The 16052-nt window shown below is 39.6% G+C and carries 14 protein-coding genes; 5 read left to right on the top strand and 9 right to left on the bottom strand.

Going from position 1 to position 16052, the window contains the following annotated elements; all coding sequences use genetic code 11:
* Nucleotides 1-27 precede the first annotated feature (27 nt).
* Nucleotides 28-1836 (bottom strand): tetratricopeptide repeat protein, encoded by a 1809-nt coding sequence (locus ACYVJ6_RS12570; protein WP_460694416.1) that lies wholly within the window; start codon nucleotides 1834-1836, stop codon nucleotides 28-30.
* A 144-nt stretch (nucleotides 1837-1980) separates the two neighbouring features.
* Here ACYVJ6_RS12570 and ACYVJ6_RS12565 point away from each other — a divergent pair, with 144 nt between their 5' ends.
* Genes ACYVJ6_RS12565 through ACYVJ6_RS12555 form a run of 3 tightly spaced genes read left to right on the top strand, consistent with a single transcriptional unit; the run spans nucleotide 1981 to nucleotide 6234 of the window.
* Nucleotides 1981-3894 (top strand): alpha/beta hydrolase family protein, encoded by a 1914-nt coding sequence (locus ACYVJ6_RS12565; protein ID WP_460694415.1) that lies wholly within the window; start codon nucleotides 1981-1983, stop codon nucleotides 3892-3894.
* A 9-nt stretch (nucleotides 3895-3903) separates the two neighbouring features.
* Complete coding sequence (locus ACYVJ6_RS12560; RefSeq protein ID WP_460694414.1) at nucleotides 3904-5544, top strand: sensor histidine kinase; 1641 nt, start codon at nucleotides 3904-3906, stop codon at nucleotides 5542-5544.
* Between the two features lie 3 nt (nucleotides 5545-5547).
* Nucleotides 5548-6234: a response regulator transcription factor gene (locus ACYVJ6_RS12555; protein WP_460694413.1), complete on the top strand. Its 687-nt coding sequence runs from the start codon at nucleotides 5548-5550 to the stop codon at nucleotides 6232-6234.
* Nucleotides 6235-6342: 108 nt separating this feature from the next.
* On the opposite strand, the gene ACYVJ6_RS12550 is transcribed toward ACYVJ6_RS12555, so the two are convergent.
* The 5 genes from ACYVJ6_RS12550 to ACYVJ6_RS12530 form a co-directional block, all read right to left on the bottom strand.
* Nucleotides 6343-6957 (bottom strand): class I SAM-dependent methyltransferase, encoded by a 615-nt coding sequence (locus tag ACYVJ6_RS12550; RefSeq protein WP_460694412.1) that lies wholly within the window; start codon nucleotides 6955-6957, stop codon nucleotides 6343-6345.
* 3 nt (nucleotides 6958-6960) lie between these two features.
* Nucleotides 6961-7836: a UbiA prenyltransferase family protein gene (locus tag ACYVJ6_RS12545; protein ID WP_460694411.1), complete on the bottom strand. Its 876-nt coding sequence runs from the start codon at nucleotides 7834-7836 to the stop codon at nucleotides 6961-6963.
* 27 nt (nucleotides 7837-7863) lie between these two features.
* A complete protein-coding gene (locus ACYVJ6_RS12540) occupies nucleotides 7864-9117 on the bottom strand; it encodes a metallophosphoesterase (RefSeq protein WP_460694410.1) in 1254 nt (417 codons plus the stop codon).
* 3 nt (nucleotides 9118-9120) lie between these two features.
* Complete coding sequence (locus tag ACYVJ6_RS12535) at nucleotides 9121-10626, bottom strand: sigma 54-interacting transcriptional regulator (RefSeq protein WP_460694409.1); 1506 nt, start codon at nucleotides 10624-10626, stop codon at nucleotides 9121-9123.
* 62 nt (nucleotides 10627-10688) lie between these two features.
* Nucleotides 10689-11786, bottom strand: a complete 1098-nt coding sequence (locus ACYVJ6_RS12530) for a vWA domain-containing protein (protein ID WP_460694408.1) — start codon at nucleotides 11784-11786, stop codon at nucleotides 10689-10691.
* A 518-nt stretch (nucleotides 11787-12304) separates the two neighbouring features.
* Here ACYVJ6_RS12530 and ACYVJ6_RS12525 point away from each other — a divergent pair.
* The gene (locus ACYVJ6_RS12525) at nucleotides 12305-12586 is read left to right on the top strand and encodes a GNAT family N-acetyltransferase (protein WP_460694407.1); all 282 of its coding nucleotides are present in this window, start codon (nucleotides 12305-12307) and stop codon (nucleotides 12584-12586) included.
* Nucleotides 12587-12588: 2 nt separating this feature from the next.
* Here ACYVJ6_RS12525 and ACYVJ6_RS12520 read toward each other — a convergent pair whose 3' ends face one another.
* Nucleotides 12589-13461, bottom strand: coding sequence for a carbohydrate kinase family protein (locus ACYVJ6_RS12520; protein WP_460694406.1), 873 nt, complete (start codon nucleotides 13459-13461; stop codon nucleotides 12589-12591).
* 121 nt (nucleotides 13462-13582) lie between these two features.
* Between ACYVJ6_RS12520 and ACYVJ6_RS12515 the strand changes: the two genes are divergently transcribed.
* A complete protein-coding gene (locus tag ACYVJ6_RS12515; protein WP_460694405.1) occupies nucleotides 13583-13999 on the top strand; it encodes a YybH family protein in 417 nt (138 codons plus the stop codon).
* Nucleotides 14000-14245: 246 nt separating this feature from the next.
* Here ACYVJ6_RS12515 and ACYVJ6_RS12510 read toward each other — a convergent pair whose 3' ends face one another.
* Both ACYVJ6_RS12510 and hemW read right to left on the bottom strand, forming a co-directional pair.
* Nucleotides 14246-14794: a fasciclin domain-containing protein gene (locus ACYVJ6_RS12510; protein ID WP_460694404.1), complete on the bottom strand. Its 549-nt coding sequence runs from the start codon at nucleotides 14792-14794 to the stop codon at nucleotides 14246-14248.
* Nucleotides 14795-14915: 121 nt separating this feature from the next.
* Nucleotides 14916-16049 (bottom strand): radical SAM family heme chaperone HemW, encoded by a 1134-nt coding sequence (hemW, locus tag ACYVJ6_RS12505; RefSeq protein WP_460694403.1) that lies wholly within the window; start codon nucleotides 16047-16049, stop codon nucleotides 14916-14918.
* Nucleotides 16050-16052 lie beyond the last annotated feature (3 nt).

The following is a 16052-nucleotide window of genomic DNA, read 5'->3' as shown; positions in this document are numbered from 1 at the left end:
TCTATTAGTAATGGCACAAGAATTTTATCAGGTAGGGCTATCGACAGCATCGCCTCTTAATATCCTAAAGCGTCTTCGCGCCTCGTTTATCCACAAACTACCCGGATAATCGGTTATAATTTTTTGGTAGTAGGATTTGGCTTGTTCTTTATCCTCTAAATTAGTTTCATAAATATCGCCCAGCATAAAAACAGCATCATCGGCCCATAGGTCGGTAGGTTGTTCAAGTATCTTCTTTAAAAGCGGTATAGCAGCGGTATAATCTTTTTGTTGAATAGATATACGTGCCTTAGCCATTAATATATCCGTACCCAGGGCATTACCGGGAAATTTCTTATCAATACTATCCAGTATCACTACAGCTTTTGCGGGTTGTTCGGCCCAAATTTGCATATCAGCCCTGGCATATTCTTTTAAAGCAGTACCGGCACTGTCAATAGCCAAATTGTCTGTAATTAATAATGACAGGTTAAGCGCATCGTTAGCAATAAGCTGTGATGTTGCCGCTTTCAAAACATCCAACTGTCCCTTGGCCCATATAAAATCGCCAATGTAATAGGCTAATTTTGCGTTTCTTAATTTGGCATCCTGTGCTATGGAAGTATTGGGGAAATCTTTTTCAACCTGGCTGTACAGCAATGTTGCTTCCCAAGGCTCACCATTTAATAATTGGGCATCACCCAGGTCTGTTTTGATAGCGGCAAGCGTTTGTGGGTTAACACCTGGTATTTTTGAAGCCTCTTCCAACAACTTTTGTGCTTCTACAGGTTTATGCAATTTAAACATCTGCAGATTAGCTAATTTTTGGATAGCAAATATGGTATTGGGAGTTTTTCCAAATTCACCCAACAGGTCAAAATAATCCTTTTCCAGGCTGAGTAAATCTTCAGGCGAGTACTTGCCTGATGTGATCCTTAAGTTTTTAGTATCTATTAACTGTATTTTGGCAGTTATATAGTAGGGGTGCTGTTTGCCCTTAGCCGTTAAAAATTCATATCCCCTTATGGCGGTATCATAAGCACCATTAACAACCAAAGTACCTGCTATTTCAAAAACGTCCGATCCATCATCATTAGTTCGTCTGCTTAAAGCCAAAACCTGGTTTAGTGCCTGATCATAATCCTTCTGTTGCATATATTGCCAGGTAAGCAGTTTTACAAAAATAGTTTCCTGGGGGGCTTTTTGTATTTTTTGCAGCAAGGCCATACGTAACTTTTCATAATCGGCATCACCATCAAATAAGGTTGCCAACATATTTTCGGCCTGCAATAAATACTCCTGGTTATCTGGCAAAAAGTTTAATAATTCTTCAATTAGGTTAACCTTATCGCGTTTGTTGCGGTAAAGGGTTATTAACTCATTGGCAAATAGCTTTTCGTTTTTTAAATTTTTACGGCCCTGTAAAAATGTTTTAATAGCATAGTTGTTATTGTTGTTTTGATAAAACAACGTAGCTAACATAGCTACTTCGGTTTGCTCATTAGGCATGGCTTTTAATAAACCGTCGTATACGTCATTAGCTTTGGTGGTATCGCCTTTTTGAGCATAAATGCTGCCTAATGAAATGGCATATTTTTGAGCTTTTGGATATTGGCGCATTATTTTTTTAGTAATGCTTTCGGCCTCGTCATATTTTTTGGCGGTTAACAGGCCGGATAGGTAGTATGAGTAGTATGCGTCGTTATTTTGCTTATACAGCCTTTGATAGATTTCAAGAGCTTTGTCATTTTCGCCATTATTGCTATATTGCTTTGCTAATAATAGGTCATTGTTTTGTGCAAAAAGCTTTGCACAGCTAATTATAAACAATAAAATAAGGCAGCCATATCGCTTCATTTGTTAAAAATAATAAATAATATTAATCAAAAAGTTTTAACTAAGGTTTTAACCCATTTAAGCCCGTAAAATTGTAGTGACACTTTTAAATACCTAAGTAATTTACGCTAACTTAACCTAAATTTAAAATCACGAAGTTGATATATGTTGTTGAGGAATTTTAAAATTTTACTGCTTACCATTGTCATAATAACCTTGCATGCCTGCAAGGATGATAAAGCTAATGAAATACCCATTGACGATTTTTTTAAATCAGGCGAAAAGTGGAGTTTTAAACTTTCGCCAAATGGAAAATACCTTTCATATATAAAGCCTGATGATGAGTTTGTAACCAATTTATATATCCAGTCACTTGCCGATGGTAAAGTAAGTGTAGATAAAAACCTTGCAAAATACGATATACGCGATCATTTATGGACATTTGATAACCGTATACTCCTTTTTTCCGGTAGCTTTCGTAGTGAAAAGCAAACCATTTATTTATATGATCTTACTACTTCAAAAGTAAAACGTCTTTTAACCGAAAATAAGGCAAACGTAAGAGTGTTGAATCGTAACAGGATAACGCCTGAAATTATTACTATTTCAATGAACAAACGTGATACTACCTATGCTGATGTTTTTCGTTTGAATATTAATACCGGCGAATTAAAGACCTATTTAATTAATCCGGGCAATATAAGTGATTGGTACATAGATATTAATGGTAAAATACTGTTGGGTAAAGTTACGGATGGGGTTGATGAGACTTTCATGTACCGTGCTAATGAAAGCTCTTCGTTTGACACTATAATTAAAAACAATTTTAGAAACACGGTTAAATGGGTTGCGTTTAAACCCAAAAGCAATAATTTTTACGCGCTATCAAACGTAGGGCGAGACAAGAGCGCATTGGTTGAGATAAATCCAATTACACGTAAAGAAGAAAGAGTTATTTATGCAAGCGATAAGGCTGATATTCAACGTGCAGAGTATTCAAGAAATAAACTCCGGTTGGATTATGCATCATGGGAAGAAGCTAAACCTAAAAAGCATTTTTTAAATGCTGATGCCGAACGTACCTATAACAATTTGCAAAAAAAATTAAGTGGTAATGAAATAAGTATTAATGACAGAGATACAGCTGAAAATAAATTTATAGTATCCACGTATACTGATCGTAACCCGGGCGCTGTTTACTTATATGAATTAAAGAAAGATAAGCTTACCAAACTGGAAGATAACTCATACATCAACCCTGATAAGTTAAGTGAAATGAAGCCGATAAGTTACAAAGCTACTGACGGTACAGAAATTACAGGTTATTTAACCTTACCAAAAGGGAGTAGTCAAACTAATTTACCGGTGGTGGTTATGCCACATAATGGCTATCCTTTTGGCGTAAGAAATTCATGGGGATACAATGCTGAAGTGCAGTTTTTAGCTAATAGAGGCTATGCTGTATTTCAAATTAATTACAGGGGATCCAGCGGTTTTGGTAAGGCATTTTACAACGCCGGTTTTAAAGAAATTGACGGCAAAGTACAACAGGATATTACCGATGGCGTAAATTGGTTGATAAATAAGGGAATAGCCAACCCCCGCAAAATAGCTATTATGGGTCGTGGGTTTGGTGGTTTTTTGGCGTTAAATGCGGTGTCAACTCAACCTAAATTATACAATTGTGCTATTACACGAGACGGTATAATCAATATTTTATCCTATATAAAGGATGTTAACCCATTTTTCAAACCATCGTTAGAACGGATGTACGAAATGATAGGTGACCCTGATAAGGAGGCGTTAAAACTCACTCAAATGTCACCGGTTTTCCATCCAGAAAAAATAAAAGTTCCCTTATTGATATTTCAAAGTGATAAAGACCAATATGCGAACATTAGCGAGATAAATCATTTCGTATCGGCCTTGCAAAAGCGTAAGGTGCCTGTTAGTTATCACTTGCGCAAATCTGATAATAAAAAACCTAATCCGACTAACTTTAAATTTACCAATCCAAACGTAGAAAGGTATACCAAGATTGATAGTTTTTTGAATGCCAACATGGGCCACAAAAAATAATTTAGGCTTATGAAAGTGCCTAACCAAATTTACCGCAAAAATTCATCGTTAATTATAGCTTTCCTGGTGCTGATATCGGCTGTAATGATAGTAGCACTGGTAGTAGCTTATAATTTAACTTCAAAAACCGTTGAAAGCGAATTTTCAACTAAGAAAAGTGAAGTACTTGAGCAGACTATCAATACTTATAAAGATTTTTATGAAAATAAGGTACCACTAATAACTTCTTACCAGGGATTAGCTGATTCTACACTCGCGGGAAACTACGCTACCGAAGTTTTTAATAGCTACAAGTTTGTTAAAAGCATTGTGTTTTATAAAATAATAGTAGGTAACAGGCCAGGTTATACTATACAAAACCGCGTGCCTGTAACTACTGATGGCCTATATGAGTATAAACGCGAAGGAAAGAAAGTTATAGGAGTTAAACCTAACAATGAGATTTATTGGAACGAATTTGATGATATGGCCGATAAGTTTAGACGTTATATTGCCAATTATGACACTTTGCGGGGCCAGGATATTACTGAAGCATTTAGAGTTTTCCAGGATATTAAACCCGGTAAAATAACCTACTTAAATCAGCCCGGTAACGCGGATATGAAGCGCTATCATGATTTGCCAAAAAGTAAATTACCCATAAACTATAGCCACAATATGTTTACATTTTGGCTGGATGTATATGGGTTGGTAATTAAAAACCCTTATCCTGAATTATATCAGCACATATCTATTGAACAGCTAAATTATGAGCCTTTAGATATTGACCGTAGTAAGGTGATAACTGCTGAACTTGAGCTACCCGGTGCTTTTTCTGATTATAAATTATATTTTATTTCTCCGCGAGATTATTTGTTTGATGAGATCAATCGCAGGTTTGTTCCTGTGGGTGGCGTAGTGTTATTAATATATATATTTATTGTAGTTATAGGCTGGCTCATTTACCGTAATGTAGAAACAAACGTAAAGCTGTTTAAACTGCAGTATGATTTTATAAACAATTTTACGCATGAGTTTAAAACCCCGGTAAGTGTAATAAAAATTGCCGGATCAAATTTAAGGGGCGAAGGGGAACTGACCGACAGGCAACGAAAACATTACGGAAAAATATTGGATGAAGAGGCTGATAAGTTGAACGAGTTAATGAATAAGTTGCTATCATTTACCCAGCTTGAAAATAAATCCATCACCATAAAAAAGGATAAAATTGATGTTAGCAAGTTTACACAAGGCTATATTGATACATTTAAAATAAAGTACCCCGATTTTAAACTAAGCTGTCATGTAAAAGGCGTTAAAGAGTTTTATGCCGATCCGGTGCTGTTGGGTAGTATTTTTCAAAATTTATTTGAAAACGCCTATAAGTATTCGCACCATGATAACAAACAATTAGTGGTAAATGTTGCTTTAGATAAGCGCAATATTGTTTTTTCGTTTATTGATAAGGGTATAGGTATACCTAAAGCCGAATTAAATAATATATTCAAAAAATTTTATAGATTAGAAAATCAATATAACCAAAATGGAAGTGTAGGCCTGGGTTTGGCTTTTTGCAAAGAACTGGTTAACTTTATGAATGGCGAATTAACTGTTCAGAGCAAGGTAGACCAAGGTTCGGAATTTAAGGTGACGCTTCCATACGAAAAATAAATTATGAGTAAAGAAATAAAGATAGCGCTGGTTGAAGATGATGAAAACCTGCGTTTTTTGGTTGCCGAACGTTTGCAATCGGAAGGTTATAAAGTGTTAGAAGCCAGTAATGGCGATGATGCCGAAACCATGATACTGGCGGAGCAACCGGATATTGTATTGTTAGACTGGATGCTGCCCGGCAAACAAGGTGCGGAGGTATGCAGCAATATACGCGAAAAGGGTTTTGATAAACTGGTTATCATGACAACTGCAAAACAGCAGGATATTGATAAAATAAGCGCTTATAATTTTGGCGTTTCTGATTACGTTACCAAGCCATTTAATATGGATGTGCTGGTAGCATTGATTGATAACAAGATCAAGTTCCAGTTAAATAACGAAAAATCAGAATCGTACCACTTTGCTAACATGGAGCATTTGCCAAATACGCACCTGCTGATAAAAGACGGCCGTAAAATTGAGTTGACCATATTGGAAAACCGTATATTACTATACTTCCTAAAAAACAAAAATAAGGTAATTAACCGCGAAGAGTTGATGATGGAAGTTTGGGGTTATAATGCTGATGTAAACACCCGCACGCTGGATATGCACATTGTGCGCTTACGTAAAAAAATTGAAACCAACCCCGATTCGCCGCAATACTTACAAACCGTTAGGGGTATTGGATATAAGTTTGCTCATTAGTAATAAAGTATATAACTGTCATTTCGAAACGCAGTGAGAAATCTATACACATGTTATCAATGTATGGATTTCTCTTCGTTCCTCATCGAAATGACAATTGGGGTTATATTACTTTTTATAAGCCCTGCTCGCTATGAACTCTCCAAAAAAGGTTTTGCTATCTAAAATTTCGTAGCCGTACTGCTCAAACAGCTTTTCAAAATCGGGCAGCTGAGTTGATTCAACACCACATAATATTTTAAAGAATAGTAACATACTTTTAAGCAGTATATTTTGCCACCATTTGCCGGTTAACTGAAAATCAGCATTGAGCCATAAGCCCTTATTTTTTAGTGTGGGATGTATATGTGCAAACACAGCTTCCAATTTTGCCGGGGTGAAATTATCAAACAAAAATGGGGTGATAATTACATCAAAATCAGGCAGCCCATTAACATTTTCTATCGCCTCATTAATATAGTTTACCTGATTGTCTCCAATGCTTTTTCTACGTGAAAGAGCCATCATTTGATCAGACATTTCCACATAAGTTATTTGCAAATCTGTGGGTTGAATACGGGCTATCTCTTCCAATATCCAACCAGTACCGCCACCAACAATTAAAATGCTTGAATGGGGTTGAATGTATTGCAGTAAATAAACCTGTGCCTCAATTATCTGTTTACCGTAAACTACCCGCGAAAGACTATCATAAAACCAGGCCGCATTGTTATAATTAGCCATTTGTTAAATGAAATTAAATAATAGCAGGAAAACGTATTGAAGTATCAGCACACCATCCATATAGAAAAAATAATAATATTCGTTCTTTTCCCATTTAGATTTAAAGATGAGCCATCCGGTTAAACCTGCAGTGAGTGTCAGTGCGAAAAAATCGGTGTTAAAGCCATTATTGCGATACAGGAAAAGCATAACTACATAACCCAATAGTAATACGGAGCAAAATAGATAAGCTTTTTTCTCGCCTATTATTACCGGGATGGTTTTTACGCCGAGTTTATTGTCTTCAAATAAATCGCGTATATCAAACGGAACAGTTAAGGCGAATACAAATAAAAAGCGTTTGGCAATAAGCAGGGTAGTATCCTGCATGGATACCGTAGTTAAATGCAGTTCTTTAGCTTCTAAAATGGGTAACAATACGGTACTTAGTACCCATACTAAAGTGATCAGGAAAGGTTTTAATCCGGGGATGTTTCTTAGTCCAAATTTTTGATCGCCCAGGGTAAATATAGGCAGGCCATAACAAACCGATATTATCCCCGAAAAAATAAGCAGCAGCCTTGAAGGCATCGATACTAAAAAGAACAAGGGGATAAGTGATAGCACCGAGATAAGGGTAAAGGTAACCATCAACCTATAATGCGCAAAAAACCAACGGATACGTAAATAAGGAGATTTTTGCGGCTCTTTGGGTTGGGTAATTAATATGCAAAAATTATAAATGCCCAAGGTTGAGGTAAACAGTAAGGCTAAGATGGTTTTGTTTGGTGCCGCGTCAATTAAATGAAAGGTTACCAATGCCTGCGCTACCGCGCATAACGACATAAAAACATTGCTGAACAGCAAAAAATCAAGAATTGATTGAAATGCTTTTTTCATTTATAGGAATTACAACGGGCAAGTGGTTTATGCCGATCGTAATGTAAATATCGTAATCTCGGGTAATATTCCAACCCTGCCCGGAAAGCCTAAAAAGCCGTAGCCTACATTTACATATAGTTGCTGTTTACCCTGTTGATATAGGCCGGCCCATTCTTTGTAGATATATTCTACCGGACTCCATTGAAAATGCTCGGCGCGCACGCCAAACTGCATACCGTGCGTATGGCCCGAAAACATCACATCAATTTGCGGATATTGTGGCACTACCTGTGCCTGCCAATGCGATGGATCATGAGATAGTAACAGTTTTATCGGCAAGTCATAGGTATTTTTTACTGCTTCTTCCATGCGCCCGTATTTTGGGAAACGACTTAATTGCCCCCAGTTTTCAACGCCTAAAATACCTATTTCTTCGCCATTTATTTTTAAGCGTCTATTCTCATTCATTAGCAGGTCCCATCCCATATTTTTATGGGTGACAATCAGGTCCTGTAAATTTTTATGTTTTGCTGCATCTGATGGCCAGTCGTAATAATCGCCATAGTCATGGTTACCCAATGTTGAGAAAACTCCCAGCGGAGCCTTAACTTTGCTGAATATATCCTGGTAACCATACATCTCATCGCTGCGTTTATTAACCAGGTCGCCGGTGAAGAAGATCACATCGGGTTTTTGACCCAGCAGCATTTCAACACCACCAACCACAGCCTTTTTATTATAAAAACTTCCGGAGTGCACATCAGAAATTTGCCCTATAGTAAGCCCGTCAAAAGCTTTGGGCAAATTGGGCAGGTTAAGTGTTTGATAGCGCACTCTGTAATCATAAGCGCCCGATGTTATGCCTATACCTATTGCAGCCAACGGTACGGCACCGGTTATTAAACCTGCCCGCATTAAAAATTCAGAACGGGGAATGGCCTCTTTTTTTGGCCCTGTAGATGGAGCGGGTTGAGGTTTAACGATTTTGTTTTTAAGATAAATGGTCAGTCGTCTTATATCATCTATCAAAACAAAAGGCAAAAATGTAATCTTAACCACCATCATTACAAAAAATACCAGTAAAAAGCCCGCCCGAACGCCAACAGGCAGTTTAAAATAGATGCTTGCCATGGCGCCTAATATTAATAAGGCAGAAAAAGCAATATATAGTTGCCTGAATCTCTTTTTGGTTTTAGGATTATGTTTAGTGAATGCGGCCCTAAACCCATTTGCCAGGTACATGTCCAATCCGAAAAGAATGACACTGATAAAAAGAATGGTAAGAAATTGCCCTTTCATTAATTAGTAACGGTCATCATCTAAATCAATGTCGTCCTCGTCGGGTTCCATATTAAACAGGCTGCTAAACATATCCGCGAAAGCGAAACCATTATCCAGGAAGCCCTTGCTTAGTTGCGAGAACTCTGCTAAGCCATGAAGAATGAATTCCATCAATATTAATTGCTGGCTTTCCATTAAAGTAGGATGGATCTTTTTAACCAGCTCTTTTAAACCAGGAACCGAGTTTAATAGTTCTTTATATTTAGCCAAAGGCAGGTCATCCATTACCGCCAGGTTGTTACCATCGCTAAACCAGTTGATAATTTCGGCATAAGGATTTGGCGCTTTAGCTTTCTTGGCTTTTTCAGGATTAGGGAAGTATTTAAGCAATAAAGTTTTGATGGCCTTGCCGATAAGGATATTAGCCACTTTTGCCGGCCCTTCCAACTCGCCTTCATACACCAACTCTATTTTACCTGTTATGGCAGGTATAACGCCCAAAAAGTCGGATATACGTACAAAGGTCCTTTCCTCGTGATTGATGAGCATACGGCGCTCGGCATTACTTATCAGATTCTCATACGCCGATATGGTTAAACGTGCAGACACTCCCGATTTTTTATCGATAAACTCCGAGCTGCGTGCTTCAAAAGCAATTTGCTCTATTAGGTCTTTTACCAAACCATCAGCCTCAACAGTAGTACGTTGTTCAGGCGTAAGCGATGCTTCCTGCTGGGTAATTTTGCGGGATATCTCAACTGAACGCGGGTAATGCGTTAATATCTGGCTCTCAATCCTGTCCTTTAATGGCGTAACTATCGAACCACGATTGGTGTAATCTTCAGGGTTGGCGGTAAATACAAACTGGATATCCAGCGGTAAACGCAGTTTAAACCCACGTATCTGTATATCCCGTTCCTGCAAAATATTGAATAGCGATACCTGTATACGTGCCTGCAGATCGGGCAACTCGTTAATTACAAAAATTCCACGGTGTGCGCGGGGTATTAAACCAAAGTGTATAACCCGCTCGTCAGAGTAGGTCAATTTTAAAGTCGCTGCTTTTATGGGGTCAACATCACCAATTAAATCGGCTACGGTAACATCGGGGGTAGCCAGTTTTTCGGTGTAACGCTCAGAGCGGTGTATCCAGGCGATAGGCGTGTCATCGCCCTTTTCCTGGATGATGTTATGCCCAAACCAGGATATTGGATTCAGCGGGTCGTCATACAGGTCAGAGCCTACAATGTAGGGCACATACTCGTCCAGTAAATTTACCAGCAAACGTGCAATACGTGTTTTGGCCTGCCCGCGTAAACCCAGCAGCAAAATGTTGTGTCGTGATAAGATAGCCGTTTGCAGGTCGGGAATTACCGTATCCTCAAAACCGATGATACCTTCAAAACCACCTTCGTGCTTTTGTTGTAGCTGGGCAATTAAATTCCTCCTTAATTCATCCTTAACCGATTCGCTTTTGTAATCAGTTTGCTTTAATTGGCCAAGGGTTGTTATATCTGTTTTAGTCATTGTGTCATTTAGTCATTAAGTCATTGTTTTAGTCCATGGACCATGGTCTATCGTCCATAGACTTATCTTACGTTCTTCCTTCTATTCCTGGCGTAATCTTCAAAAATATATTCGCCTAAATTATTTAACGAGCTATAAAATGCTTTGCCTCCGTTGGTTTCGGTAAACTGGCGCACAAACTGCTGCAGATAGGGGTCCTTAGCTATCATAAAGGTAGTGATAGGTATTTTTAACCGCTTACATTGTGCCGCCATATTCAGCGTTTTATTTACCACTTTCCTGTCAAGCCCAATGCTGTTTTTATAATAACGATTGCCTTCTTTTAAGCAAGTTGGCTTACCATCCGTTATCATAAATATTTGCTTGTTATGTGTTTTACGTCGGCGAAGCAGATCGGTAGCCAACTCCAACCCCGCATAAGTATTGGTATGAAAAGGACCAACCTGTAAATAAGGCAGATCTTTCAAAGTAATAGGCCAGGCATCATTACCAAATACTACAATATCCAAAGTGTCTTTAGGGTACTTGGTTTTTATTAACTCTGCTAATGCCATCGCTACTTTTTTGGCGGGAGTAATACGGTCCTCGCCGTATAATATCATGGAGTGCGATATGTCTATCATCAGCACGGTAGAGGTGAGGGTTTTATAATCCATTTCCTCTACTTCGAGGTCGCGCTCGGTCATCATAAAATCGCCAATGCCATGGTTAACCTGCGCGTTGTGGATAGATTGTGTCATGTCTATCTGGTCCAGGCTATCGCCAAACTCAAACTCTCTTCGTTCGGCATTCTTTTCATCTCCCTGCCCGCTTTGTGGCGAACGGTGATTACCCTTACCCGACTTTTTAAGCTTGCCAAAAATATCCTCTAATGCCGACTGCCTGATGCTTTGTTCGGTTTTGCCGGTAATGCTAAACTCGCCGCTTTGGCTATCCTCGTTTAAATAGCCTTTTTGCTTCAACTCGTCAATAAAATCGCCCATGCCATAATCGTCATTGGTGATGTTGTATTTCTTGTCTAACTCGTTAAGCCATTGCAAAGCTTCGCCGGCGTCGCCCGCGGTATAGTTGAGCAACTCCAGGAATAATTTTAATAATTCTTCAAATCCGCCTTTTGGAATTTGGTTCGGTTTAAAGTCCGTAAATCCGTAACCACGCATAGTTTGCCTTTCTGGTTATAAAATAACGGATTATTTTATTTAAAAGTTTTATGTGAGGACGCTTTTAAAGTTTTGTTAATCTGAAATGACAATTGGGGGGTAGTGATCAGTGATTGGAGAGCAGTGATCAGTTTTTTATGGTTTACAAAGGTTTACACATTTTTAAAAAATAATTTCATAAATATTTGATAATCAATATATTAATAAAATTTCGCATCAAAAAGTGTAAACCATGATTTTTTGATGTAGAAGGAGGGACATAAACGCGCTCCGTCGACTCACCCCGACCTCACTAAGTCGTTTGTCGACCCTCTCTTCGCCTTCGGCGGAAAGAGGGTTGGCGCGGTGGAAACCCTCTTTGCTGCTTGCAGCAGAGAGGGTGGTCGAGCGTAGCGATGACCGGTCCATAGGACTCCTTCGGAGGTGAGTCAAATAACCAGGCGGGCGCTTGTAGTTGTAATATTTATTTACCTAACTTTAATTAACCATTATAAACTCACCACTCATAACTCACCACCATGTACGAAGACATCCCATTAATAAACGACCAACCTGTTCATAATTTTGAAATGATGGTTGATGGCCACCGGGCTTTTATTGATTACCAGCAGCGCGGCGATAAAGTATTTTTAATACATACCGAAGTGCCGGTTGAACTGGAAGGTAAAGGCGTTGCCTCGACATTAGTAGAAAGGGTATTTAAACAGCTGGAAGCCGAAGGACTTAAAATAGTACCTTACTGCTCATACATTAAAATGTACATTAAGCGCCACCCGGAGTGGGAGCGATTGGTGGTATAACCTTACTTCATCAAACCCACAATCCCCTCAACATAAGCAGGGTTAGCGCCACGCTGCCCGGTTACAAAGGCGCCTATGGCGCATGCCCGTTCCAGTATTTGCTGCATGGGTAGTTTGTTTAATAAACCCAGGGTAAAGGTGGCCAAAAATGCATCACCGGCACCTACGGTATCAATTACGTTAGCACCAAAACCCGGGTGCTCATAAAATTCATGGTCGTGCCATACTATGGCACCGTTCTCGCCGCGGGTTACGCAAATGGTTTGCACATGGTATTTTGAACGAAACTCGATCATCTTTTCTTTCAGGCTACCTTTATTATGGTGCAAAAGCAGGTTAGCTTCTTCCTCATTCATTTTTACCACATTAGCCCTGGCGGCCAAAGTTTCAATGGTTGATAGGGTATAATGCGGTTCCCGCAAATTCACATCAAATACGGTTAGGGCCTTGGTTTCGCCCAGTAAGTTTAACAAGGTATCGCGGCTGGTACCTTCGCGGCAAACCAAACTGCCAAATACGATAGCATCAGCAGCTTTAGCGGCCTGGGTTAGTACTTTTTTGGTTTTTATATTATCCCATGATACCGGTTTGGGTATGGTATAGGTGGCCTGCTGGTTTTCATCTAAAGTAACTTTAACCTCGCAGGTAGGGCGTTTTTCATCCTCTTGTATCAGGTCGCTATATAAACCGTTGTTTTTTAAAAACTTTACCAGTTTACCGCCCGATGAGTCGTCACCCACACGGCTTGCAAAAGCAACATCGGCACCCTGTTGTTTTAAATGGAAAGCCACATTCATGGTTGCCCCGCCGGGCTGTTTGCCATCTTCAAATGTATCCCATAAAACTTCGCCAAAACATAGTATATTTTTCTTCATAAGGTAATCGCTAAAATAAATGCATACAGGGCTTGCAAAGCTACAAGGTTTTTTGAGTTTAATGTTAATTGAATGTTAACCTTTGCAATTTTCATCAACAGGAAATTAATTATATTTATACATGAAAAAATATCTTTTATTAGCGGGTTTATTATTGAGCACCTGCCTGGTATTTGCGCAGGACAAGCAAGCCATTTTAAAAGTAATGGCCGACCAGCAAACCGCCTGGAACAATGGTAATATCGAAGGGTTTATGCAGGGCTACTGGAAATCAGACTCGTTGCTATTTGTAGGTAAAGCCGCACCCACCAAAGGCTGGCAGGCCACGCTGGATAATTATAAAAGAGGCTACCCTAACAAAGCTGCCATGGGTGCACTCAGCTTCAATATTTTAAAAGTAGATGTACTGGACGCTACCAATGCCTTTGTGTTAGGGGCGTGGAATGTAAAAACCGATAAAGATGCGGGCGGCTATTTTACCCTATGGTTCCGTAAAATTAATGGTGAATGGAAGATAGTGGTTGATCATACGAGTTAGCCACATTGATAGAACCCCTTCCTCCTCCTTCCCCAGGGAAGGAATTGCTCTGCCCCACGCTCATAAAGGCTTGTGCGATTCCCTCCCAACGGGAGGGTGTAGGGAGGGGTTAAAGCAAAAAAGCCCGGCGCTTATAACTGCCGGGCTTTAGTTTTTCATAGGTAGGTGTAGGGTACTTAAGTTTTTGGCTGCGGTTACCCATTAGCAAAACGAACAACCTTGCAATGGCTTACCGCAAAGCCAAAATTATTTAGGCATTAATACAGCATTTACTACGTGTATTACACCATTGCTTTGATTAACATCGGCAATAGTGATCCATGATTTTCCGCCTTTTTCGTCTTGTAAGTAAACTTTACCGCCTTCTTCTTTGGCCCAAAGTTTACCGCCTTGTACAGTGGTTATTTCATAACTGCCTTTACCGGCTTTAATTTTTGCTGCTACATCAGCCGCGCTCCATTTACCGGCAACTACGTGATAAGTTAAAATTTTGGTAAGGGTAGCTTTGTTCTCAGGTTTTACCAAAGAAGCTACAGTGCCTGCAGGCAATTTGTCAAAAGCCTCGTTAGTTGGCGCGAAAACGGTAAATGGTCCTTTTGATGATAGGGTTTCTACCAATCCTGCAGCTTTAACGGCTGCTACCAAAGTAGTATGGTCCTTTGAGTTTACCGCGTTCTCCACAATGTTTTTTGTAGGGTACATAGCAGCACCGCCAACCATTTTAGTTTGAGCATAAGTTTTAGGCGCAATTGCAATAGCTACTAAAGCAAACGCCGCGATCATAATTTTTTTCATTTTTCAGTTGATGTTATTTGTAGGAAGATACGGCAGGGTTTAACCGGCGGTTTTAAACTTGTAATAGCCTGTGGTTTTATAAAGTTTAAAACCGATACAGGTATTAATTACGTAATGCGTGCTATTGTTGGGACTGGAAAAATAGCCCGGCGGCTACCTGGTCGGCATACAATTTACCTGTTGGGGTTAGGTAAATAGTGTTCTCTTTTTGGGTGATCCATCCCCGGTCAAAATATTCCTCGGCAGCGATTAATAATTGATTAGCAGATGCTGCCGCGATGGCGTTTAACTTATTTATATCCAAACCCCAAATGGTGCGTAACGAGGTCATGATATATTCATTCAAACGGTCCGTTTCGGTCAGTATTTCTGTTTCCGCAGGAATGTTATTTTTGATGATGCTTTGAATATACTTCGCATTATTGGCTACGTTCCATTGCCTTTCCTCGCCGTTGTAGGAGTGTGCCGATGGGCCAACGCCCAGGTATTTGGCACCTTTCCAGTAATTGGAGTTATGGCGCGAATAATGCCCCGGTTTGCAAAAGTTGGATATCTCGTAATGCTCAAAACCATTAGTCTGCATGGCTTCCATCAATACATTAAACTGCTCGGCACTTTGCTGCTCATTCATGGGCGGCTGCTTTTTTTTGCTGATAAAGGAGGCCAGCGCGGTATTAGGCTCCACCGTCATGCTGTAGGACGAAACATGGGGCACGCCAAGTTCAAAAACCGTATTCAAATTATGCTTCCATTTTTGGTCGGTGAGTAATGGATAACCATATATCAGGTCTACGGTGATATTTTCAAATCCCGTATCCTGCGCCCGTTTTACAGCGGCTTCGGCTTCATTGGCGCGATGTACGCGGTTCATCCAGGCCAGATCCTCATCAAAAAACGACTGTATGCCTATGCTAAACCGGTTAATGGGTGTTTGGCGCAATGCCTGTACTTTAGCTTTATGCAGGTCATCGGGATTGGCTTCTAAAGTTATCTCCGCATCAGATGCTACCGTATGCAAACGCGTAATAGTATCTATCAATAAATTGATCTCGCCGGGTTCTAATACAGATGGTGTACCACCGCCAAAGTATATGGTTTCGATGGTTTCGCCATTCAGGTAATTTTTTTGCAGTTGTATTTCTTTTACCAGGGCTTGCAGCAGGTCGTCTTTATATTGTAACGAGGTGCTAAAATAAAAGTCGCAATAATGGCAAGCCTGCTTGCAAAAGGGGATATGTAGATAGATGCCTGCCATGTC

The organism is Mucilaginibacter puniceus (genome assembly GCF_054783175.1).
This window is presented reverse-complemented; position numbering and strand designations above follow the sequence as displayed.

Excerpts from the sequence above, each read along its gene's own strand:
- ACYVJ6_RS12555 (WP_460694413.1), top strand. The coding sequence starts at position 5,548 with ATGAGTAAAGAAATAAAGATAGCGCTGGTTGAAGATGATGAAAACCTG.
- ACYVJ6_RS12540 (WP_460694410.1), bottom strand. The coding sequence starts at position 9,117 with ATGAAAGGGCAATTTCTTACCATTCTTTTTATCAGTGTCATTCTTTTC.
- ACYVJ6_RS12535 (WP_460694409.1), bottom strand. The coding sequence starts at position 10,626 with ATGACTAAAACAGATATAACAACCCTTGGCCAATTAAAGCAAACTGAT.
- ACYVJ6_RS12550 (WP_460694412.1), bottom strand. The coding sequence starts at position 6,957 with ATGGCTAATTATAACAATGCGGCCTGGTTTTATGATAGTCTTTCGCGG.
- ACYVJ6_RS12515 (WP_460694405.1), top strand. The coding sequence starts at position 13,583 with ATGAAAAAATATCTTTTATTAGCGGGTTTATTATTGAGCACCTGCCTG.
- ACYVJ6_RS12520 (WP_460694406.1), bottom strand. The coding sequence starts at position 13,461 with ATGAAGAAAAATATACTATGTTTTGGCGAAGTTTTATGGGATACATTT.
- ACYVJ6_RS12570 (WP_460694416.1), bottom strand. The coding sequence starts at position 1,836 with ATGAAGCGATATGGCTGCCTTATTTTATTGTTTATAATTAGCTGTGCA.
- ACYVJ6_RS12565 (WP_460694415.1), top strand. The coding sequence starts at position 1,981 with ATGTTGTTGAGGAATTTTAAAATTTTACTGCTTACCATTGTCATAATA.
- ACYVJ6_RS12560 (WP_460694414.1), top strand. The coding sequence starts at position 3,904 with ATGAAAGTGCCTAACCAAATTTACCGCAAAAATTCATCGTTAATTATA.
- ACYVJ6_RS12510 (WP_460694404.1), bottom strand. The coding sequence starts at position 14,794 with ATGAAAAAAATTATGATCGCGGCGTTTGCTTTAGTAGCTATTGCAATT.
- ACYVJ6_RS12530 (WP_460694408.1), bottom strand. The coding sequence starts at position 11,786 with ATGCGTGGTTACGGATTTACGGACTTTAAACCGAACCAAATTCCAAAA.
- ACYVJ6_RS12545 (WP_460694411.1), bottom strand. The coding sequence starts at position 7,836 with ATGAAAAAAGCATTTCAATCAATTCTTGATTTTTTGCTGTTCAGCAAT.
- ACYVJ6_RS12525 (WP_460694407.1), top strand. The coding sequence starts at position 12,305 with ATGTACGAAGACATCCCATTAATAAACGACCAACCTGTTCATAATTTT.
- hemW (WP_460694403.1), bottom strand. The coding sequence starts at position 16,049 with ATGGCAGGCATCTATCTACATATCCCCTTTTGCAAGCAGGCTTGCCAT.